21 protein-coding genes and 1 pseudogene are annotated in these 22,581 nt (G+C 46.0%); 17 read left to right on the top strand and 5 right to left on the bottom strand.

Annotated features, from left to right (window positions below; all coding sequences use genetic code 11):
• Positions 1-52: 52 nt before the first annotated feature.
• The 6 genes and pseudogenes from WKT05_RS07435 to WKT05_RS07410 all read left to right on the top strand — a co-directional run bounded on the left by WKT05_RS07435 (position 53) and on the right by WKT05_RS07410 (position 4,874).
• Entirely contained in the window at positions 53-763 is a 711-nt protein-coding gene (locus WKT05_RS07435; protein ID WP_009345518.1) for an ABC transporter ATP-binding protein, read from the top strand.
• The gene (locus WKT05_RS07430; protein WP_340413579.1) at positions 760-2,307 is read left to right on the top strand and encodes a hypothetical protein; all 1,548 of its coding nucleotides are present in this window, start codon (positions 760-762) and stop codon (positions 2,305-2,307) included. The genes WKT05_RS07435 and WKT05_RS07430 overlap by 4 nt, the downstream gene beginning before the upstream one ends.
• An 80-nt stretch (positions 2,308-2,387) precedes the next feature.
• Positions 2,388-2,636 (top strand): hypothetical protein, encoded by a 249-nt coding sequence (locus tag WKT05_RS07425; RefSeq protein ID WP_445323187.1) that lies wholly within the window; start codon positions 2,388-2,390, stop codon positions 2,634-2,636.
• Positions 2,637-2,907: 271 nt separating this feature from the next.
• Positions 2,908-3,160, top strand: a pseudogene (locus WKT05_RS10650) (phage replisome organizer N-terminal domain-containing protein); the annotation flags it as partial.
• Between the two features lie 283 nt (positions 3,161-3,443).
• The gene (locus WKT05_RS07415; RefSeq protein ID WP_340413577.1) at positions 3,444-4,592 is read left to right on the top strand and encodes a Fic family protein; all 1,149 of its coding nucleotides are present in this window, start codon (positions 3,444-3,446) and stop codon (positions 4,590-4,592) included.
• A 96-nt stretch (positions 4,593-4,688) separates the two neighbouring features.
• The gene (locus WKT05_RS07410; RefSeq protein WP_340413576.1) at positions 4,689-4,874 is read left to right on the top strand and encodes a transposon-encoded TnpW family protein; all 186 of its coding nucleotides are present in this window, start codon (positions 4,689-4,691) and stop codon (positions 4,872-4,874) included.
• 113 nt (positions 4,875-4,987) lie between these two features.
• Here WKT05_RS07410 and WKT05_RS07405 read toward each other — a convergent pair whose 3' ends face one another.
• From WKT05_RS07405 to WKT05_RS07390, 4 genes are all read right to left on the bottom strand, one after another.
• Positions 4,988-6,172, bottom strand: coding sequence for an aminotransferase-like domain-containing protein (locus WKT05_RS07405; RefSeq protein WP_340413575.1), 1,185 nt, complete (start codon positions 6,170-6,172; stop codon positions 4,988-4,990).
• Between the two features lie 265 nt (positions 6,173-6,437).
• Positions 6,438-7,592, bottom strand: a complete 1,155-nt coding sequence (locus WKT05_RS07400) for a M20 metallopeptidase family protein (protein WP_340413574.1) — start codon at positions 7,590-7,592, stop codon at positions 6,438-6,440.
• A 4-nt stretch (positions 7,593-7,596) separates the two neighbouring features.
• Positions 7,597-8,391, bottom strand: coding sequence for a nitrilase-related carbon-nitrogen hydrolase (locus tag WKT05_RS07395; RefSeq protein WP_340413573.1), 795 nt, complete (start codon positions 8,389-8,391; stop codon positions 7,597-7,599).
• Positions 8,388-9,383, bottom strand: coding sequence for an aspartate-semialdehyde dehydrogenase (locus tag WKT05_RS07390; RefSeq protein WP_215506715.1), 996 nt, complete (start codon positions 9,381-9,383; stop codon positions 8,388-8,390). The genes WKT05_RS07395 and WKT05_RS07390 overlap by 4 nt, the downstream gene beginning before the upstream one ends.
• Before the next feature lie 106 nt (positions 9,384-9,489).
• Between WKT05_RS07390 and WKT05_RS07385 the strand changes: the two genes are divergently transcribed.
• From WKT05_RS07385 to WKT05_RS07375, 3 genes are all read left to right on the top strand, one after another.
• Positions 9,490-10,629, top strand: a complete 1,140-nt coding sequence (locus tag WKT05_RS07385) for a homoserine dehydrogenase (RefSeq protein ID WP_340413572.1) — start codon at positions 9,490-9,492, stop codon at positions 10,627-10,629.
• 551 nt (positions 10,630-11,180) lie between these two features.
• Positions 11,181-12,410, top strand: a complete 1,230-nt coding sequence (locus WKT05_RS07380) for an MBOAT family O-acyltransferase (protein ID WP_340413571.1) — start codon at positions 11,181-11,183, stop codon at positions 12,408-12,410.
• 101 nt (positions 12,411-12,511) lie between these two features.
• A complete protein-coding gene (locus WKT05_RS07375; protein ID WP_340413570.1) occupies positions 12,512-13,573 on the top strand; it encodes an alginate O-acetyltransferase AlgX-related protein in 1,062 nt (353 codons plus the stop codon).
• A 199-nt stretch (positions 13,574-13,772) separates the two neighbouring features.
• Here WKT05_RS07375 and WKT05_RS07370 read toward each other — a convergent pair whose 3' ends face one another.
• On the bottom strand, positions 13,773-14,264 hold the full coding sequence (locus WKT05_RS07370; RefSeq protein ID WP_340413569.1) for an Lrp/AsnC family transcriptional regulator: 492 nt from the start codon (positions 14,262-14,264) through the stop codon (positions 13,773-13,775).
• Positions 14,265-14,671: 407 nt separating this feature from the next.
• Between WKT05_RS07370 and WKT05_RS07365 the strand changes: the two genes are divergently transcribed.
• From WKT05_RS07365 to WKT05_RS07330, 8 genes are read left to right on the top strand one after another with little or no spacing between them, the layout of a single operon-like run.
• Complete coding sequence (locus WKT05_RS07365) at positions 14,672-14,980, top strand: hypothetical protein (protein WP_340413568.1); 309 nt, start codon at positions 14,672-14,674, stop codon at positions 14,978-14,980.
• Positions 14,981-14,992: 12 nt separating this feature from the next.
• Positions 14,993-16,012: a V0D/AC39 family V-type ATPase subunit gene (locus WKT05_RS07360; protein ID WP_340413567.1), complete on the top strand. Its 1,020-nt coding sequence runs from the start codon at positions 14,993-14,995 to the stop codon at positions 16,010-16,012.
• On the top strand, positions 16,003-17,955 hold the full coding sequence (locus WKT05_RS07355) for a V-type ATP synthase subunit I (protein WP_340413566.1): 1,953 nt from the start codon (positions 16,003-16,005) through the stop codon (positions 17,953-17,955). The genes WKT05_RS07360 and WKT05_RS07355 overlap by 10 nt, the downstream gene beginning before the upstream one ends.
• A 13-nt stretch (positions 17,956-17,968) precedes the next feature.
• Positions 17,969-18,388 carry an ATP synthase subunit C gene (locus WKT05_RS07350; RefSeq protein WP_215506727.1) on the top strand — a complete coding sequence of 140 codons (420 nt, stop codon included), beginning with the start codon at positions 17,969-17,971 and terminating at the stop codon, positions 18,386-18,388.
• Positions 18,388-18,696, top strand: coding sequence for a V-type ATP synthase subunit F (locus tag WKT05_RS07345; protein WP_340413565.1), 309 nt, complete (start codon positions 18,388-18,390; stop codon positions 18,694-18,696). The genes WKT05_RS07350 and WKT05_RS07345 overlap by 1 nt, the downstream gene beginning before the upstream one ends.
• A gap of 11 nt (positions 18,697-18,707) precedes the next feature.
• Positions 18,708-19,334, top strand: coding sequence for a hypothetical protein (locus WKT05_RS07340; protein WP_340413564.1), 627 nt, complete (start codon positions 18,708-18,710; stop codon positions 19,332-19,334).
• The gene (locus WKT05_RS07335; protein WP_340413563.1) at positions 19,327-21,198 is read left to right on the top strand and encodes a V-type ATP synthase subunit A; all 1,872 of its coding nucleotides are present in this window, start codon (positions 19,327-19,329) and stop codon (positions 21,196-21,198) included. Before WKT05_RS07340 ends, WKT05_RS07335 begins: the two co-directional genes overlap by 8 nt.
• Positions 21,199-21,201: 3 nt before the next feature.
• On the top strand, positions 21,202-22,575 hold the full coding sequence (locus WKT05_RS07330) for a V-type ATP synthase subunit B (protein ID WP_215506736.1): 1,374 nt from the start codon (positions 21,202-21,204) through the stop codon (positions 22,573-22,575).
• The last annotated feature ends 6 nt before the right edge of the window (positions 22,576-22,581 follow it).

Raw genomic sequence — 22,581 nt, 5'->3', positions numbered from 1 at the left:
GTAAAATAGCTCCAGACAGATTATTCTGCTGGGGCTATTTTTAGGAGGAATTATGCTGAAAATAAGTAATTTTTCGAAAACCTATAGTAATGGTTATGTTGCAATTGCTAACTTAAATTTAACAGTAGAAGCGGGTGATATATATGCTTTTATTGGCTCTAATGGTTCAGGTAAGACATCAACTATAAAGGCTATCGTGGGAATCCATGATTTTGATGGTGAAATCATTGTTAACGGTAAAAAAGTAAACAGAAAAAATGAAGTTTATAAAAAAGATATTGCTTATATACCGGATAATCCGGATGTATATGAAAACTTGACAGGATTTCAATATGCCAATTTTGTATCTGATTTATACGAGGTCGAAAAAAATATAAGAGAAGAAAAGTTAGAATATTTCTCAAACTTGTTTGAAATGAAATCCTTTCTAAACAATAGAATTTCATCCTATTCACATGGGATGAAACAAAAAATTGTAATTATCTCAGCATTGATTCATTCCCCTAAGTTATTAGTAATGGATGAGCCTTTTGTGGGATTAGATCCTAAATCATCATATTTACTAAAAGAAGAAATGAGAAAATTAGCGAGAAATGGTGGAGCAATTTTCTTTTCAACACATGTTTTAGAAGTTGCAGAAAAGTTGTGTAATAAGATTGCCATGATAGATAATGGACATTTGATTGTTGAGGGGGAAACAACAGAAATATTAAAAAATTCTGATGGATTAGAGCAATATTTTATGGAGATGATTAAAAAATGAAAAATACTATCATACTTGTAAAAAATCAAGTTATTAATCTCCTTAATATCGGAAACGAAGAGAGAAATAAAAAAGAAACATTGATATATACTTCATTAAGTTTATTTTCTGTATTTTTGTTGGTTTGTTTGTATAATTTTTTTTCAATAAAATCGATTATAGAAATGGGTTTATATAAGTATGCTGTATCATATGGGGTCTCCATATCATTTTTCTTTGTGGTTTTAGCAACGATTTTTAAAAGTAATTCTATTTTCTTTTATAACAAAGACTTTGAAATGCTTAGTTCTTTCCCGATAAAAAAATCTGAAATCATTGCAAGTAAGTTTTTTATACTATATTTAATAGATTTAATTATATGCGAAAGCATATTGTTACCGGATGTGATGTTATTAGTATTTAAACAATACATCTCAATTGAGCTATTTTTTATTTTTTTAGTAACAAGCATAATTATCCCTATCATCCCTATGTGTGTAGCTTCTGGCTTGGCGATTTTAATTGAGATATTAGGTAGTTTATGTAAAAGAAAAAATATTGTGAACATCACATTATCATTTTTGCTTTTCATGGGATATTTTATAGTTATATCAATAAATCGTGGGGCGAAATATTCAGCGTTAGAAAAAATTATTGAGAATAAACTTATAAAAATATTTCCTTTTGCAAAGCTATTTTATATCGGAGAAAGTTTACAAATTAGACTTGTTATTTTCTTGTTGATTTCAGTTGCGATATTTAGCTTGTATTTCACTTTCTCAATGAAAAATTACGATAAAATACATCTGTTTCTAAATAGAAGTTTTCAAGGGAAAAGAGATGCTAACTTAACTATTAAGATAAAGACACCATTTAGGGCGTTGTTTGAAAAAGAATTTAGACGGTATTTAGGCTCAAGTATTTATGTGATAAATACTTCTTTGGGCATTATGATTTTGTGTTTTGTATCGTGTGGATGTATTCTATTTGGAATTTCTAATATAGAAAATCTGTTTGGAATAAGCTCATTGGAATTGATCCTTACTCAATATGGTTCATTGTTTATTGCTTCATTTTTAATAATGTCTTGCACTACATCATCGTCCATATCATTGGAAGGCAACAACCTATGGATATTGCAATCATCACCAGTGTCTATTGCAAAAGTTGTAAATAGCAAAATAGCAGTAAATATCTTAATACACTTTATAGGATATTTTTTCGCAGTTACAATGATTTTCTTGAAAGTTAAATTAAATGTGATTCAAATGATTTTGGTATTGGTTGTTCCGATATGTTACTCGTTATTTATTTCTGTAGTAGGTCTTTATCTAAATATGCGGTATATGAAACTAAAATGGAGTGATGAGATAAGTGTAGTTAAGCATAGTACAGCAGCCATACTAACAAATCTTATTGCAATCTTGATGATTGCAACACCTGTTACTATGATGATTTTTTTAGAGTTGTCATATCAAACGATTATGTTCGTATTATGCAGCTTAATGTTGATTATTTGTTGGAAATTGTATAGAGATAGCTTATCTGTAAAGTTTTGCAAGTGATGTAAAGAAAACACCTATGAACGAAAAATAAAATTAAATATAGAGATAAATGAATGGAAATTTATGAGAGGATGAGATTTTTGAAAAATTTAACTTTTAATAGGCAAATAACAATTGGAATTATTTGTATGTTTTTAGGGTTTATTATAAGCAGTGTTACAGATGTTAAATGGTTTTCTAATATTGGAGCATGTCTTTTTGGATTGTTTTTTGTTGTAAATCCAGTAGAACCTGAAAACTATAAAGGATATTCTAATTTAAAAATTTGGATTAGAATGACTGGGATATTAATAATGGTGTTAGGTGCTATTACTCATTTTAATTGGTAGTTAACTATCAGTTTGTTTAACTAATAACTAAATAATGGCTAACGAGAAAAGCAGTAGATCAAAAAGGTTTACTGTTTTTTCTTTGCTCAAAATTAGAAAGAGAGGAAAATAGAAAATGAAAAAAGAAAATACATTACAAGAAGTACAAATAGAAATTGATGAGCTTGAAGAAGAAAAAGAAAGTTACGAAATCCAGTTACTACAACTTAAAAATAGAGAAAAAATGTTAGTCAAGTTGGCAAATGAAAAGGAACGAAAAAGAAGAAATCACAGGCTTATAGGTTCAGAAACAGCGTCTACAAGGCGTTCGAGGAAATCAAGAGGACAAAAAGCGTTGCAATCTGGCACCAGTGCAACATCTTGTAACATCTTGCAACATTTTGCAACAAAACTGCAACGGAGATATAGAGATAGAGAATGAGATAGATATAGAGTTAGAAAAAGAGGGGGAGATGGAAAAAATATCTCCCTCTTTTTATGGAGAATATAAAAATGTTTCCTTTGAAGATTATGACAAGGGTGAACACTTGTAGACTTCTCATAAGTCGGTGGAAAGGTGTTTTTAGAGCGTTAATGATAAAATAGGTATGAGACACTATGGCTGAAGTAATAAACAAGCCTTAAAATGTATTTATCCCCAAAATGTACTTTGAGTTATAAACAATCTAATAAATTTAATCATATGAGGAAAATAAATTTTACTTAGCGAGGCGTTTTGGAATATAAGTAAAACATATAGTTGAAAATTTTACTTAAAACCGTTATACTTATTCTAAGTAAAATGGATTTGACTTAGGAGGTGATATTTTGAGATTAGAAAACAATAGACCTGGACAGCTAAAGAGAATGCAAAGTGATTACGAATGCTCTGTTCCACATAATTTAAAAGATATAAAATTAAATCTTGATAGTGAAATAAATGCTTTAATCAATAAAGCGTATTTATTACTGGGAAGGTTAGATGGTATGGCAATAACTCTTCCAGATATTGATCTATTTGTGTCTATGTATGTTCAAAAAGAGGCTGTTATAAGTTCTCAAATAGAGGGAACACAAGCTTCTCTTGTTGATGTGCTGCAAAAAGATAGGGGAAGCGAAAAGATAAAGGATACTGAAGAAATTGTAAACTATATCAAAGCAACTCATTACGCATTTAAAAGGCTGAATGAATTGCCATTATGTATGAGGTTGATTAAAGAAACCCACTCGGTTCTCTTGTCTAATGTTAGAGGAGAAGAAAAAATGCCGGGTGAATTTAGAAAATCACAAAATTGGATTGGACATGCAGGTTCAACCATAAAAAATGCAAGTTTCATTCCTCCTGCACCTGATGAAATGGATATTTGCCTTAGTGATTTAGAAAAATATATACATGAAGATAGTGATATTTCAAACTTAATAAAGATAGCTCTCATTCATTATCAATTTGAAACGATACACCCATTTTTAGATGGAAATGGAAGAATGGGTAGACTACTCATAATATTATATTTAAGAGAGCAAGGTTTGATTGAATATCCGGTTTTATATCTGAGTTATTTTTTCAAGAAAAATAGAAATAGATATTATGAACTTCTTAACAATATCCGTATTAAGGGGGAATTTGAAGAATGGATTAAATTTTTTATAAATGGAATTTGTGAAATATCGGAAGATGCAATTACTTCCATCCAAAAGATTGTTGAGCTTAAAAAGAACGATATGGAGAAAATTCGACAGTTTTCAAGCGGTAATATTTCAAATCTTCTTTTGGTATACGAATATCTATTGAAACACCCTTTTGTAGAAGCGGAGGATATTAAAAATTTAGTGAATGTCAGTAAACCTACTGTCAATAAACTTTTAGATAATTTAATGGATATGGAAATATTAGAACTTGTAGAAGATAAAAAAAGGTACAGACAATATGTATATAAAAAGTATGTAGATATTCTTTCAGAGGGAACAATGCTGTAAGAATAAAAACTTAAAAGAATAAAACTATTTAAGGCGATTAGAAAAGCTAAAAATTCTAATCGTTTTTTTGATTGCAACAAACAGGAGAGAAACTATATGCACGAAAACAGAAATGAACATAATACAGGAACAAAGACTATAAAAAAGATTGGGAAAGGAACTTATGAGGTTGTTGTCCATTTTAATGAAAATGCGACTGAAACCATGCAAGATAAATTGAAAAGGATAATGCTTAGAGAAATGGAGAGGGAAAAACATCAAAAAGACGATAAAAATGATTAGAAAGTCCTTGACAAGTTGTTACTGGAAGGGCGAAACCATATTTTAGAAAGAAAAGCTTGGGAAAATAAAAAATCCGCCGGCGGCAATCGCCAACGGATTTTTTATAAATAGACTTATTTAACAGCTTCGGTTAAAACTTCGCCTAAGCGCTTAATGCCTTCTTCGATTTTTTCTTCGGACATGCAGCTGTAGTTCAGGCGGAAGTGGTTTTCTTCCGGGCTGTCGGGATAGAAAGCGCCGCCGGGTACGAAAGCAACTTTCTTTTCAATGGCCTTAACAGCGATGTCGCGGGCATTTAAGTGTTCGGGAAGGGTTACCCATAGGAAGAGGCCGCCTTCGGGGTTGGTGAAGGAAACTTCTTTCGGGAAGTATTTCTTCATGGCTTCGACCATGATGTTTTTACGGTTGCCGTAAACCTTGATGATTTCGTCGATGTGTGCTTCCAAGTCGTTGTCGTCGAGGAATTGAGCCAAAATCATTTGCGTCGTGGTCGAGGTTTGAAGGTCGGCACCTTGTTTAACCATGTTGAACTTTTCGAGTACTTCTTTGGCTGCGTTGAACCAACCGACGCGGATACCGGGGCTGAAGATCTTGGAGAAGGTACCCATGAAGATAACGCGGTCTTCGGTGTCTAAGCTGCGAAGAGAGGGTTGAATTTCGCCTTCGAAACGTAATTCGCCGTAGGGGTTGTCTTCAAGAATCATGACGTCGTATTTGTTTGCCAATTCGATTAAACCTTTGCGGCGTTCCATGGTCCAGGTTTTGCCGGAGGGGTTTTGGAAGTCGGAGATGACATAGATGAATTTGACATTGTCATGGCTCTTTAATTGGTTTTCCAGTTCTTCAAGAACCATGCCGTCTTCATCGAGGGGTACTTGAAGGAATTTGGGTTCGTAAGCCTTGAAGGCGTTCAATGCGCCTAAGTAAGTAGGACTTTCAACGACGATGTAATCGCCCGGATCGATAAAGATTCTGGCCATAAAGTCCAGACCTTGTTGGGAACCGGACAGAACTTGAATGTCATCGGCTTCAACGTTTTTAACGCCGACTTTATTCATGCGGGTAATGCAGTGTTCTCTCAAGCGTTTGTAGCCGTCGGTGGGGCCATATTGAAGGGCTGCGGCGCCGTTTTCTTTCATAACCTTGTTTTCAGCTTCGATCCATTTGTCAATGGGGAATAATTCAGCTGCGGGAAGACCGCCGGCGAAAGAGATAATACTCGGGTCAGCCGTTAAAGCGAGAAGCTCACGGATTTCAGACGCTTTCAGATTGTCCATTCTTTTTGCAAATTTAGGCATTAAGAACTCCTTTCATCGTAGAAAAATTGCGTGGTAACGTTTTACAGAATTATTGTATATCGTACATTGTTGAAAGTCAATGATGTTGTATGGCCCGAAATGTAACAGACCCGGTAAAAGCCGTGATGGCGGGCATAATAAAGAAAAAAATCTTTAATAGGGACGGGGCTTTTGATGACAAACGTATCATCGAGGGCGGACGAAAATCTCACGGAAATAAACGGCCTGTCGGCAAAAAAATTCCCCCGACAAGGCGGGGGAAGGGTTATTGCTTCATAAAGGCCAAGGCGGCCGTCACTTCGGCGTCAATGCCCCAGGCCAGGGCCTCTTCGTCGGGGAAGAATTGGGGCGTGTGAATGGCGTGGCGTTCCTCGCCCGGTTTTTTTACGCCCAGGTTCAGGAAGGTGCCCGGTGCTTTTTGCAGGTAGTAGGCGAAGTCTTCCGCGCCCATGGTGGGGGTGGGAAGGGCGACGACGGAGCCCTCGCCCCAGGCCGCCTGAAGGGCCCCTGCCACGATTTCCGTGGCCTTTTCGTCGTTAATAAGGGGAATGTAGCCCTTGATGATTTCCACGGTGCAACTGCAGTCGTGGGCCTCGGCGGTGGCGGTGGCCATGTGGGTGAGGCCGCGGCGCAGGGCATCGCCGTTGGCCACCGTGTCGGAGCGAATGGTGCCTTCCAGGATCATCTCATCGGGAATGATGTTGTGTTTGTTGCCGCCGTGAGCGGCGCCGATGGTAATGACCGCCGGAGTAAAGGGGGAAACGTGGCGGGCCACAATGCTTTGCAGGGCCACGATGACGTGGCCGCCGCAGACAATGGGGTCCACACAGCGCTCGGGATTGGCCGCGTGGCCGCCCTTGCCCCTTAAGGTGATTTTAAAGTCTTCCACGCCGGCGTACATAAAGCCGGGGCGCACGCCGACGGTGCCTACATCCAGGAAGGGGGAGACGTGGAGGCCTGTGACGTAATCCACGCCGTCCATGACTCCTTCTTTGACCATGACTTCGGCGCCGCCGTCTTTTTCCTCATTAGGTTGAAAGATCAGGCGAATGGTGCCGGGAAAATCCCGGTGCGCGGCGAAGTAAATGGCCGTACCCAATAGGGATGCCATGTGCATGTCGTGGCCGCAGGCGTGCATGACGCCGTCGTTTTCCGAGGCGAAGGCAAGGCCTGTGGCTTCCTTCAGGGGCAGGGCGTCCATATCGGCGCGAATGGCTACCACGGGGCCTTCTTTTGCGCCCTTGATGTCGCCGTGAAAGCCGCCGTTTGTGTAGTTGTGTACGGGGATCGAAAGATCCGCCAGCACCCCCTGAATGTAGCGGGCCGTTTCCACTTCTTCGCCGCTTAGTTCCGGATGGGTGTGGAGATGGCGGTAGTGGGCTTTTGCCGCCTCCGCCGCCCGTAGAATGTCTTTTTTCATTGTATTACCTCACCAGTCCGCCGTAAATTTCCGACCGCCGCTCGTTGTAGAGATCGAACATGGCCTTGGCTTCGTCTACCTTGTTTAAATCCAGATCCACGGTGTGGATGCATGCCTCTGTGCCCGTCATGAGCACTTCCTCCCCCATGGGATCGTAGATGCAGCTGCCTCCGCCGCCCATGGCGTGGTAGTCGGCAAGCTTCGTGCAGTTCACCGACACGACGAAGCATTGATTTTCCACGGCCCGTGCCCGAGCGAAGAGGTGCATGTGGGGGATGCGTGAAAAGCCCCAGGCCATGGGAACGAAGAGAATTTTTGCCCGCCCCATGACGGCGAGGCGCACCCACTCGAGCATGCGCAAATCGAAGCAGGTGACGATGCCTGCCCCCACGCCGTCTAATTCGAAGGCGAGGTTTTTCTCCCCCGGGGTGAAAAGTTCTTTTTCCGCCCCGATGGGGAAGAGATGGGCCTTGTCGTAGGTGCCTAAAAGGGCACCGTTGCGGTCGTAGATAAAGGCACGGTTCGCCCGACGGCCCTTATCCCACACGGTGAGGCTCCCCGCCACGAGGTTGACGCCGTGGGCTGCGGCAAAGGCCGACAGATCCCGGCACAGGGCTTCTTCCATGTAATCGTCGTCGGCTGAAAACTTATCCGGATAAAAGCCCGTGTTCCACATTTCCGGGAGTACGATCACATCGGGATCATCTTTTAATGCCGATTCCATGGCGTGGAAAATCGTCTTTCGATTTTCCTCCATGAGCATGGGGCCGATGGGGGCCTGAATAACAGAGACTCTCATGCCCGTGCGTGTAAGTGTTTTTCCAGAATTTGAATGGCGTTTAATGCGGCGCCTTTGCGAATGTTGTCGGCGACGACCCAAAGATTTAAGCTGTTTTCGCAGGAATCGTCTTTGCGGATGCGGCCGACGAAGACCTCATCTTTGCCTTCGGCATTGATTTGAAGGGGATAGATAAGGTTCTTCACATCGTCTTGAAGGATGACGTCGTCCATGGCTTCGTAGGCGGCGCGGAGTTTGTCCAGGTCGATGGGCTTTTCGCAGGTGACGTTAATGGAAATGGCGTGGGCGCCTTTTACCGGCACCCGTACGGCAGTGGCGGTCACGGCCAAATCCGGGCGGTGGAAAATCTTTTTCGATTCATTGACCATCTTCATTTCTTCCTTGGTGTAGCCGTCGTCCAGGAAGTCGTCGATGTGGGGAAGGCAGTTGAAGGCAATGGGGTAGGGATAAAATTCCGGTGCTTCGCCCTTGACGCCCTTTTCCAAATCGGCAATGCCCCGCACGCCGGAGCCGCTGACGGCTTGGAAGGTGGTGTAGACGATTCGCTTCATTTTGAAGAGGTCTTCCACAGGCTTTAATGCCACCACCGATTGAATGGTGGAGCAGTTGGGATTGGCAATAATGCCCGCCTTGTCAGAAATGTCCCCCGGGTTGATTTCCGGAACCACCAAGGGAATGCCGTCGACCATGCGGAAGTGGGAGCTGTTGTCGATGACAATGGCCCCCGCTTCGGCGGCGACGGGGCAAAACTTCGCGGCCAAATCCCCGTCCAATGCACTGAGGACATAGTCGAACTTGCCTTCTCTCAAGGCTTCTTCCGTAAGCTCTTCGATGACGTGTTCTTCACCATTAAAAGTAAAGGTCTTTCCCGCACTGTTTTTCGATGCAAACATGGAAAGTTCCAGGGGGAGTTTCCTTTCTTCTAAAATACTGCGCATGGTTTGGCCTACAAGCCCGGTCGCGCCTAAAATAGCTGTGCGATAGATCGTCATAATAAACCTTCTTTCTTATGAATGAGCAATGTTTTTCTTGACTATAGCAAAAACACTCTAGTATAGTCAATTCATAAAATGAAGAGATGAAAAGAAAGGGGAAAACATGAAACTGGCACTAATCGGATTCGGCACCGTGGGTCGCGGCGCCTACGACATTTTAAAGGATCGCAAAGAGGTTTTGGAGAAGACCGTGGGCCCTGTGGAAATCGCCTATGTGGTGGCCTCTGATCGCAGCAGAAACACCTTGGAGCTTGAAATCGACGAGCCCGTGGTCACGGCCAAGGAATACGACGAGGTCCTGGCTGAGGTAGACTGCATCGCCGAAGCCACCGGCGCCATGGACATGGCCTACGACTACATGCGCAGGGCTTTGGAAAAAGGCGTCGGCGTGGTGACCGCCAACAAGGCCTGCGTCAGCGCCCACTACGAAGAGCTCGTGGCCCTATCGGAAAAAACCGGCGCGCCCTTCTTGTTTGAAGCGGCCGTCGGCGGGGGCATTCCCGTCCTTACGCCCCTTCGGGCCCTGTGCCTTCAAAACGACATTCTGGATGTGAAGGGCATTTTAAACGGCACCTGCAACTACCTTTTAAACGCCATGTTTAAAGACGGCGCCGATTACAAAAACACCCTCGCCCTGTGCCAAGAGCTGGGCTATGCCGAGCAAGACCCCACCGACGACGTGGAAGGCTACGACACCCGCAGAAAGCTCCACCTCTTAATCGAAATGGCCTTTGGCCACGTGGACGGCGACGCCATTCCCACACGGGGCATTGCCCAAATCAATCAATCCGTGGTGGCCTATCTCAAGGCAAATGACAAGAAGGTGAAGCTTGTGGCCTCGGCGAAACCGGTAGATGGCGGCATCGAAGCCGTGGTGGAACCGGTGCTTTTAGACGGTGCAAACAGCCTGGCCATTTTGCCCGATGCCATTAATCAAGTGAATGTGAAAGGCAGCTGGGTCGGCGACTTGGCCTTCACCGGCCCCGGCGCAGGGAAAGAGCCTACAGGCAACGCCGTGGTAGCCGACATCGTCGCCGCCGCCACAAAAAGCGCCATGCCCCTGATGAAACGAGGCGATGTGAAGCTCATGCCCATTCGCGGCCGCTACTTCGTGGCCAAAGAACTGGAAGGCGACTTCGTGGACCGAGTGGATGAAGGCTTTACCTACACCAAGAGCGTGGCACGAGACGAGCTGTTGAAGCAACTGGACAACGACACCTTCTTTGCCCGCATCGAAGACTAAAAGCAAGGTGCCATAGCAACGATTAAGGAGTTCGGTGAAAACCGGGCTCTTTTTTTGTGCGACGGAAGGCAGTGAAAGGCATTGGCTGCGAAGAAAATGCATAAGGGAAGAAACCACTCAAATTCGTTTTGTCGAGGCATCAAAGCCCCTGAGATTTTGAGCGATTCTTGACATAATATTATTAATTTTCTATATTTAAATGTGAGTTGAGCCGGTCATACCGATTGGGCTCTAAAAGACGACCATAGAAGGCAATTTAAAGACATACCGCACACAGGTGCTAGCATCTATTTTTAGGACGAAGATTTCATGCCCATCGTTCGATCGAGTGCGCACCACGAGATACGATTTGTTTTGTGATACAAGCTCATTTTTAAATTTTTGGAGTGAAGATGGTCTTTACAAGTGTAATTTTTTTATTTTATTTTCTCCCCTTCGTAATTATCAGTTATTTCCTTATTCCTAAAAAACATCGGGCCTTAAGGAATTTTGTTTTATTGCTGTTTTCTTTGTTCTTTTATTTCGCCGGAGAGCCCCGGGCCATACTTGTAATGGTCGTATCCATTCTTACAAACTATCTCTGTGGCTACATCATAGGCATTACCCATAGCAACAAGCGTCGAATCCCTTTGCTTGTTGCGATCATCATCAATCTGGCCATGCTGTTTTATTATAAATATTTAAACTTCTTCACCGCCAATGTGTCGGACCTCTTACATTTAAGCCTAAAGTCGAAAGAAATCATCATGCCCATCGGCATTTCTTTTTTCACATTCCAAGGGCTGAGTTATGTCTTCGACGTGTACATGGGAAATGGGAAATACAAGAAAAATCCTTTAGACATTGCACTTTACATAGCTTTATTCCCGCAGCTTATTGCCGGGCCCATTGTTCGATATGAAACCATCGCCAATAGCATCGAATCCAGAGACGAGAACATGGATCGGTTTACATACGGTGTGCTGCGATTTATCGTAGGGTTTTCAAAAAAATTGCTTTTAGCGAATAAGTTTGGCCTCATGGCCGATGAAATCTTTGCACTGAATAAGCATTATAGCATCAGCCCTTCCATTGCCTGGTTTGGCGCCTTCGCCTACTCCCTTCAGATCTACTTCGACTTCAGTGCCTATTCAGATATGGCCATTGGCCTCGGCGAGATGTTCGGCTTTAAATTCTTAGAAAACTTTAATTACCCCTACATTTCAAAAAGCATTACAGAGTTTTGGCGTCGATGGCATATCTCTTTGGGTACGTGGTTCAGAGATTACATCTACATTCCCTTAGGCGGCAACAAAGTCAATAAAACCCATCATATTTTCAATATGTTTGTGGTTTGGTTTTTAACCGGATTTTGGCACGGCGCATCCTGGAACTTTATACTATGGGGCTTGTATTTCTTTGTCTTTTTGGTTTTAGAAAAATACATCTTTGCTAATCATGTTAAAAATATCCCCGCCCTATTTAAGCATGTCTATGCTTTAATTTTCATCATGATCGGCTGGGTCATTTTCCGAACGGAAGATCTTTTTCTGCTGAAAAAATACATTCTGGCAATGCTTTGCTTGAACTCGCCGGATGCCCTTGAAGGGATCTTTTACTACCTGAGAGAATACTACTTAGAAATCTTTTGGGGCATCCTATTTTCCACCGGTCTATTTAAAAACTTCGAATTGGGCAGCAAGAAAGCAGGCTTTTTGCTTATCTACGGAATGCTTTTTATTTTGTCCGTTATGGTGCTAATCACAGGCTCGTTTAATCCGTTTATCTACTTTAGGTTTTAGGTGATTTCGTGAGGTTAAGAAACATAATTATAACGGTCTTTTTCCTGTTTGCAATCGTCCTACCGATGGTGCTGTTCGCGCGGTATAAAGAGGATAGTGAATTGCTCTATGTTGAAAACAGAAAACCGGCAGCGAAGCCGGAATTTACTGCAGACAATCTCTTTAATCACGACTACTTCGGACGCTTGGAAGATTACCTCAAAGATGCTTTCATCGGGCGAAACGAGATCGTAGAGCTGGACACATTCATTAACAAATCCGTTCTTTTCAGGCCCGTCGTTAACGATATCTATTGCGGCAAAAACATGTATCTGTCCAGATGGAAGCGCGTGAAGCCCTACGATTACCAAAAAGATTTAGACTACATGTCCGAGGGCTATGGGGAGTTGAGCCGCCGGCTGAAGGACAGGGGAATCGACTTTATCTATGTCGGAATCCCGGAACATAGCTACGCCTTTGCCGACGACTACCCGAGCTATTTATACAATAAATACAATGAGTGGAAGGAAATTGAAGACAGCTTCTTCGACGCCCTGCATCAAAAGGATGTTCAGTGTATAAGAATGAGCGAGAAAATAAAAAACGTCGATTCCGAATACACGAAGACCGACCACCACTTCTCCTATGTAGGCGCAAAAAATGTATACGATGAGATCATAAAGCGCATCAACGAAGTCACGGATTATAATTTAGACAGTGATGTCCAGTTGATTCAAGGGCCCGAGCCCTTTAAAGGCTCCTATGCACGGAAACTTTTTTTCTTAGGCGACATCCACGACGACTATTTCGTCTACGCGCCGGACTTTCCATTCGAGCGATTCGATAACGGTTCTAAAAGCGAAAACAAATTATTTTTCCAAGACAACAACAAATACCTCGGCAATATGACCTATGGAATCTATATGAACGGCGACGTGGCGACGACTGAAATTCATACGAACAGAGACCATCTTCCCAATATACTTGTTTACGGCGATTCTTTTACAAATCCCTTAGAGACCTTGCTGGTGCGAAACGCCGACAATTTCTGTAGTGTCGACTTTAGATACCAAAGGGATAAAGGGCTTATGGATTTTATTGAAGCATTCCATCCGGACATCGTCCTATGCATTCGAGACAACTTAAATTACCTGAAAAGAGACGGCAACGGCATTTTAAACTAGCTGCGACAAGGCGGAAGGGGTTCGTTAAAAATGTGGGCAGGCGATGCCCCCAGCGTGAGTGCCGAAACACAGTGATGCCGATTGAACCATTGAGGCGTCGCTTTCCAATGGATAAGCGAGAAAAAAGAAAAGACAAACCTCGAGGGGGGGTTTGTCTTTTTTGCGTCCACGAAAAAAACGAGCGCCGAAGCGCCCGCTTTTATTTTTCCTTAATGCGAATGGCATTGTGTTCCCGAATGTCCTTGCCCTTGACTTGATTCAAAGCGCCGATGGTGTTGGTCCTTTTAATGGTAATGGATTCTCTCAACCGCATTAAAAAGTCATCCAAGGCCTTCGACGAGGTGGATTTAATGCGAATTAAGAATTGGTATTCCCCCATGAGCTTCCAGCAGTCCGTCACTTGATCCGAGGTTTGGATGTAGTTAATAAACTCTTCCAATGTATTGTCTTCCTCGGAAATGTCGATGAGGCAGAAGGAATGGATGTAGGAATCGTCCGTTTCTCCGCCGAGGAGGATGGTATAGCCGGCGATGACGCCCGCATCTTCCAGGCGGTGGATGCGATTGCGCGTAGCCGATACGGACAGGCTCACTTTTTTCGCGATGTCGCTTAAGGACATGCGGCTGTTTTCATTTAAGAGAGAGAGAATATATGTGTCGATTGAATCACCGGTGAAGCGATTGATGTGCACGATATGCACCTCCTTTAATCAAAATAAATAGGTTAATAAGATTATACCAAAAAAGCGGCGCAATTTCACTGAGAATTGGAAAAAATTTGCAAAAAAGCCACCTTTTTTTACTTTGGGGTAGAGAAAATAGAAAAGGCGGGCCGAAAGAGACGTTCTTTTGTCCTTTTATCCCTTTATTTAATGTAAGAACATGTTTTTTCGACTGGTTTTGACAGAGGGGATTTTTTTCGGATCCGTTTTTTTGCTGATAAACCTTTCTTTTCGCAATATAAACGGCACAAATCGGCGTTTTCTGCGGATTTTACAGGGGCGTTTTTTTGCTTTAACAGGGGGCAAGTGCTAAAATGATCATAACTGTAAATTCTCGCCTGAGGATTTACCGAATATAAAATGGAAAGGGGAGTACGTTGGAACACTTGATTCGAAGCGTCATTGATTTAGACGAACGAACCGACGCCATGGTTCGCAATGAAGAAAAAGCCATCGACGACGAAAAGGCGGATCTGCAGAAACATTTCACGGAATTGGAAGTAGACGAGCGGGAAGCGTCGAAGGCATCGGCGAAGGAAAGTTACGATAAGATTTACAACGAGGCCATGGGAGTGGTCGAAGGAATTAAAGAAAACAATCGAAAAAAGTTGGAGTCGGTGGATGCGGTCTATAAAGCCCACAAAGCGGAATTGGTGGAAGAAGCGTTTCAACTCCTGGACATTTAGTGGGAGGCGAATATGAGTTACGCGGCAGTCAACACCAAAGCCGTGGCCGTTTACGCCCGCTTTCTCAAGCCTGAAGTGCCTCTGAGGATTCTGGATGCGGGAAACATTAAAGACGGCCTGGCGATTTTGGAAAGCACTTGGGGCTTGGAACTTTCCGAGAATCCCCATTTACTGGAAGTCAACGTGAAAATGGCTCACAAAGTGTGCGACACGTTGAACAGCTTCCACTATTACTTACAGGGACCGGCCCGGCGCTTTTACAACGCCATCTTAACGCGCTACGAAATTCAGGATTTGAAGCGAATCTTTCGGGCGGTGTACCACGACGAGGATGTGAACATTGTAAGAAACAGCGTCCTCGCCTTGGATCCCGCCCTGTTTCCGAAGGATCAGCCCCTGGGTCCCGATGAATTATTTAAAATCTTAGATGCCACCCCCTACGGACGTATCCTTGCACCTTACAAGGACGTCTCCCGGGATCGGATTCTTTTTTACATCGAAATGGAGCTGGACAGAAGCTATTACGAGCATTTAATTAAAGAAGCGAAACAGCTGCCGAAAAAAGACAGAGCTTCCGTGACGGCCATGTTGAACCGCCGGGTGGATCTGTTGAATATCCGATACATTTACCGTGGCAAAAAAACCTACGACATTTTAAAGTCGGAAATGGAAAACTTCGCCATTCGCGGCGGTAACATTCCCAAAAAGCTCTTGCAGACGTGGATTTACGCCGACGATGTGGAAGCTCTGGTGCGCTCCGTGCGCGCCTCCTCCTTTTCTTTCTTGTTTCAGGAAAAAAGGGACAATCACATGACCGACATTTTGGCGACGCGAGATCTCGCCCTGATGTATATGAAACAGTACCAACAGGCGGGTTTAAGCCTGGGCCGAATCGTGGCCCTGTCCATCCTGATGGAAGATGCCATTAAAGACGTCTCCACCACGCTGGAAGGGCTCCGACTCGGTTTCGGAAAAGATTTAATCAGGAGTCTACTTACGATTCCTATGAAAGAAGGTGAAGTATGGCAGTAGAGAGAATGGTCATGCTCAGTGCCGTCGGCCGAATCGAAAATCTGCGGGATATTCTCTTCGAGATTTTGGATTCCCAGGCACTGGATATGGTCGATGCCATGACGCAATTGGCGGAGAACAGCAATATTTACTCTCTCGAAGACAATGTGGACATGGTGGTGGATTTAAACAATCTGGCGCCTTTTCCCGTCAATACGGACATCAGACAAAAGGCCCAAGAGGCGCAAAAATTGGTGGACTACTTCCATATTAAGGACTTAAAGATCACCGGTTTCGAAGATGCCGACAGCCTTAACCGCAGGTATCAGGCCCTTTTAGATCGAGTCGAGCCCATGCGCAAGGAGTACGATGCGATTCACGAGCGCCTGGAGGCCATCGCCATGTTCAAGGAGAATGTGTCTCTTTTTGAAAACGTGGATGTGGATTTAAACCAAATTCGGGACATGAAGTATTTCACGGCCCGCTTCGGCCGCCTGGAAAAATCGGCGCGGGTGCGCTTGAAAAACAGCTACGAAAATCTTCTGGCCATTGTGTTTCACACAGGCACCTTTGAAGATGAAGAAGTGTACATGATCGTCTACCCCAACGAGGTCGCCGATGAAATCGATCGGGTGTTGAAATCCCTGCACTGGATCGACGTGCCCGTTATGGAAAATGCCATGGGTACGGCCAAAGAAACCCTGACCAAGCTTGAAAAAGAAGAAACGGATCTCTACACCCGCCTGTCGGAGCTGGATGAGGAGCGAAAGACCCTCTACCGCGACGATCGGGACAAGGTGCGTGAAATTTTAGGTCACATGCTCTTTTTGGGCCGGGTGGAAGAAGCCAAGCAACAAATGGCTACGGCCAAGGAACACTTCCTCATTACGGGCTGGACCGACGAGGCCGGCGTCGAAGAAATACGCCGCCGCACGGAGAAATTCCCCGATGTCATCATCACCACCCAAAGCGAAGAAGAAGCGGCTCAGGGTATTACCCCGCCGACGAAGCTGAACAACCCGAAATTCTTTAAGCCCTTCGAACTTCTCGTTCGCATGTACGGCATTCCCCACTACAATGAAATCGACCCGACGATCTTCGTCGGCATTACCTATATGCTCCTTTTCGGCGCCATGTTCGGCGACGTGGGACAAGGGGCGGTCTTTTTCCTCATCGGCCTGATTCTTTCGAAGCGCCGACAAAAAGACATGGGCGGCCTTCTCATGCGCATGGGCGCATCCTCTGTGGTCTTCGGCTTTTTGTACGGCTCCGTCTTCGGCTACGAAGATGTTATCGACGCCTTGTGGCTCAGGCCCTTCCAAAACATCGAGCAAGTGCTTATGGCCGCCATCGGCTTCGGCATCGTGCTCCTTGTCATGGCCTACGGCATGAATTTTGCCAATGCCATTAAAAACAAAGACCTGGCCCGGGGCCTCTTCGGCGAACACGGCCTCTTCGGCTTTTTGGTTTTCGCCATGCTTTTAGCCATGATCCTCGATGTGGCCGGCATCGTGTCCTTTATTCCCATGCCCGTGGCGGCGGGAATCCTCGTGATATCCATCGTGCTTATGATCTTCAAAAAGCCCATTATGGCGAAGATTCAAAAGACCGATGTGGACTATCAAGGCAACAAGAGCGGCTACTTCATCGAAAGCTCCTTCTCCATGATCGAGCTGTTGATCTCCACCTTATCGGGGATCGTGTCCTTTATTCGTGTCGGCGCCTTTGCCATTAACCACGTGGGGCTCTTTATGGCCTTCCACGTCATGAGCGAAATGGCCTCCCACGATATAGGCGGTTACGTGATCTTAATTTTAGGCAACATTTTAATCATCGGCCTGGAAGGACTCATCGTCTTTATTCAAGGCCTGCGCCTGGAATACTACGAATTGTTCAGTCGCTACTACGACGGCAGCGGACGGGAATTCCGCTCCGACAATCTGAAATTGAAAAACAAGCATTGAGAAGGAGTTTATTATGGAAAAAATATTATTTTTAGCATCCCTCGTCGTCTTATCCACCATTGCAGCCGGCTTCGTCTTTTTGGAACGAGGCGTCTCCGCTGACCGCGTGAAACTGAAAAAAGCTATGCGCACCAATCTCCTCGCCTTTATCCCCACCGTCCTCGCCGCCTATGTGCTCCTCGCACCGGGCGTCGTTCACGCCGCAACCGGCGCCACTGAAGTAAACGGCCTGGGCCTTTTGGCCGCCGCCATTTCCACGGGCCTTGCCACCATCGGCACGGGCTATGCCGTGGGCATCGTCGGGAGCGCCGCACTGGGTGCTGTCAGTGAAGACGACTCCATCTTAGGTAAAACCCTGATCTTCGTCGGTTTGGCGGAAGGGATCGCCATCTACGGCTTGATCATCTCCATTATGATCCTGGGCAAGCTCTAATGATCTCCCGGGTCATCTCTCGCGACGACGAATTTCTCGTCGCCCTTCGCATGAGCGGCTTCGAAGGCGTGTTCTGCAGCGATACAGAGGCATTAAACACCCAATTCGACGCCGCCCTTAAAGACAAAAACATCGGCATGATTATCTTAAACGAAAAGGACTTTCGCGCGTTGGAAGAGAAGGTTCTGGCGGTGAAAGAGAAAAAACGCAGTCCCTTTATCTGCACATTGCCCGGTAGAGATGGCTACTCGGAAGAAGATTTCATTATGAAATACGTTCGCGATGCCATCGGGGTCAAACTGGATTAGTAGGTGAGAAAATGCTGCAAGTCGAAAACAAACTGGAAATATTCGAAGACGTCGTCTACAAGCGGCGTCTCGTGGATTTACAAAAGCGCAAAAAGGCATGGGAACAGGAAAAAAACAGCCTTATTGAGCGCAAGGAAAAACAACTGGACGAAGAAAAAGACAACATCGTTCGTCGCCGTGCGGAGCTCGCCCGGGTCATGGGCAATGAAAAAATTGCCAAGGCCAAGGAAAACGAACGTGTCTTGGAACTGAAAAAGATCAACGAATTAAAAAAAGACTTCATCGAAGCCATTCGCGAGCGAGCCATGGAATACACGCGGACGAAAAAGTATGCCGAGGACCTCGCTGCCCGCGTGGAAGAATCCCTGAAGGAGTTAAAGCCCGGGGAATACCGCTTCTCCATGGTGGCGGCGGATATGGATCGCTTCTTCGATGGATTTAAGGTCATGGCCGAAGGCATGGGCATCACCCTTCACGGAGAGACGCTAGAGGATACGCGCATCGGCGGACACACCATCAGCGACATGGACAGAACCTATAGTTTAAACTACGACATCTACACCATGATCGACGAAAAGCGCTACGCCATCGGCAAGTTGCTCTACCGCCTGTTCCGAGAGGAGATGGACCATGAGTAAAGAAGCGAAAATCATCAAGATCAACGGTCCCGTCGTCATCGGACGACCCATGGGGGATTTCTCCATGCGGGAAATGGTGCAGGTCGGGGAGAAAAAGCTCATCGGCGAAGTCATCGCCATTCACGGCGACGAAGGCACGGTACAAGTCTACGAAGAAACAGAAGGCCTTATGCGCGATGAAGCCATTGTGAGCACCGAAGGCCCCCTTTCCGTGCGTTTAGGCCCGGGCCTGTTGGGCAATATGTTCGACGGCATCGAGCGGCCCTTAAACCGCATCAACGAAAAATACGGCAACTTTATCCCCGAAGGCATCGGCATGATGAACTTGGATTTGGAAAAGTTGTGGGCATTTAAACCGACGGTCAAAGTAGGGGATGTGCTTTCAAAAGGCGCCGTTATCGGCACCGTGGAAGAGACGGAAATCATCACCCACCGCATCATCCTTCCCCCCAACGTCTCCGGGGAAGTGGTGTGGATCGCTGAGGAAGGCGAGTACAACATCGTCGAGACCGTCTGCAAAGTCAAAGACGAAGCCGGCGAAGAACACGACGTGGCCATGAGTCATCCCTGGCCCGTGCGTATTCCCCGACCCGTCAGCGAATTTTTAGACGCCGACCAACTCCTGGTCACCGGCCAGCGGGTATTGGACGTGTTCTTCCCCATCGCCAAAGGCGGCACAGTGGCTATTCCCGGTGGTTTCGGTACGGGCAAGACCATGACCCAGCACGCCATCGCCAAATTCTGCGACGCGGACATTATCGTCTACATCGGCTGCGGCGAGCGGGGCAACGAAATGACGGAAGTATTGGAAGACTTCCCGAAACTTATCGACCCCAACTCCGGCAAGCCCCTCATGGAGCGCACCATCTTAATCGCCAACACATCCAATATGCCCGTTGCGGCCCGTGAAGCCTCCATCTACACCGGCATTACCATCGCCGAATACTTCAGAGATCAAGGCTACGACGTGGCCATGATGGCCGACTCCACCTCCCGTTGGGCGGAAGCCCTCAGGGAAATTTCCGGCCGACTGGAAGAAATGCCCGCCGAAGAAGGCTACCCGGCCTACCTTCCCAGCCGCATCGCCTCCTTCTACGAGCGCAGCGGCTCCGCCAAAACCCTTTGCGGTGCGGAAGGCTCCGTCACCACCATCGGCGCCGTCTCCCCGGCCGGGGGCGACTTCTCCGAACCTGTCACGGAAAACACCCGACGCTTCGTCAATGTGTTCTTGGCCCTGGATAAAGACCTGGCCTATTCCAGACACTACCCGGCCATTCACTGGCTCCATTCCTACTCCGGCTACATCGGTGCCTTGTCCAATTACTACGACAACCGCCTGGACGGCGATCTCCCCGGCCTTCGGAAGAAATTCATGAACATCCTCACCGAAGAAGCCCGGCTCCAGGAAATCGTCATGCTCGTCGGCGAGGACGTGCTTCCCGATAAGGAACGCTTCCTCTTAATCGTCGCCCGCATGATTAAAGACGCCTTCCTGCAACAAAATGCCTTTAACCCCATCGACCAATACGTGCCTTTGGAAAAACAATTTGCCATGATGGAAGTCATCGACACCTTGTACGAAGAGGGCAAAGTGGTGCTGGAAAAGGGCATTTCCATTGAAGAAGTGAAAGACAATGCCCTCTACACGAAAATCGTCAACATGAAGTACAACATCGAAAACGACGATTTAAGGGCCTTTACCCACTTAATCAACGACATTCAAGAACACTACAGGGAAATCCGCATCGAATACGGCATCGCCGAAGATGAAATGGAAGCCTACGAAATTAAAGAAAAAAAAGAAGCCGAAGGGCAAAGCAAAGAGACGGATGGCGAAAGCCCATCGGAAGAAAAGGAGGTGTAGGACGTGAAGAAAGAGTATTTACGCTTAGATACCATTGAAGGCTCCCTGATTCAACTCTCCGGCCTGCACCGAGTACGCTACGGCGAAATCGTCTCCATTACCAATCGAGACACCAACGAGATGTTGGTAGGCCGCGTCATCGGCATCAACGACGATGCCGCCACGGTACAGGTCTTCGGCGAATCCATGGGGGTCTCCACGGAAAACCTCAATGTGGTCTTCGAAGGACGGCCCTTTGAAATTCCCCTGTCTCCGGAAATTTTAGGCCGCCGCTTCAGCGGCATCGGCCGCGCCATCGACAAAGGCGGCCCCGTCTATGCCGACAAATTTTACAATGTCAACGGCCAGCCCATGAACCCGGTGGCGCGGGAATACCCGAGAAACTTCATCCAAACGGGGATTCGGGGCATCGACTCGGTTATGACCCTGATTCGGGGGCAAAAGCTCCCCATCTTCTCCGGCGCCGGGCTTCCCCACAATGAGCTCGCCGCCCAAATCATTCGCCAGGCCAACATTGCCGACGACGGCGGCAGCGACGACTTCGCCGTGGTCTTCTGCGGCATGGGCCTGAAGCGGGAAGTGGCTTCCTTCTTTACCGACAGCTTTATGGAAGCCGGCGTCATGGACAAAGTCGTCATCTACATGAACTACGCCGACGACCCGATTATGGAGCGGATCATCGCGCCGAAATGCGCCCTTACCGCGGCGGAATACCTGGCCTTTGAGCGGCACAAACACGTCTTGGTCATTATGACCGACATGACCAGCTACGGGGAAAGCTTGCGGGAAGTGTCTTCCCAACAACAAGAAGTGCCTTCGAGAAAAGGCTACCCGGGCTACCTCTACTCCGACCTCGCCGCCATTTACGAACGGGCGGGCATGATTAAAGGCGTAAAGGGCTCGGTCACCTTGATTCCCATTCTGACCATGCCCTCCGACGACATCACCCACCCGATCCCCGACTTGACCGGTTACATCACCGAAGGGCAAATCGTCCTTTCCCGCGATCTCCACGGCCAAGGCATTTATCCCCCCATTAATATTTTGGACTCCCTGTCCCGCTTAATGAAAGACGGCATCGGGGCCGACTACACCAGGGAAGACCATGCCGACGTCTCCGCCCAACTCTTTGCCTCCTATTCCCGATGCATCGAGGTGCGGTCCTTGGCACAAATTATCGGGGAAGAAGAACTTTCGGAAAACGACCAAAAGATTTTGGCATTCGGTAAACGATTCGAAAACGAATTTATCGGCCAGGACTTTAATGAATCCTCGACCATCTACGAGACCTTGGACAAAGCCTGGGAGCTCTTGAGGACACTGCCCAAAGACAATTTGGTTCGCATCGATCCCAAAATTTTGGAAAAATATTATTAGAGGTGA

It is taken from the genome of Peptoniphilus sp. HCN-40583 (assembly GCF_037892835.1).
GTDB lineage: Bacteria > Bacillota > Clostridia > Tissierellales > Peptoniphilaceae > Aedoeadaptatus > Aedoeadaptatus rachelemmaiella.
Note: the sequence above shows the minus strand (reverse complement) of the source record. Positions and strands in the feature narration are given on the sequence as shown.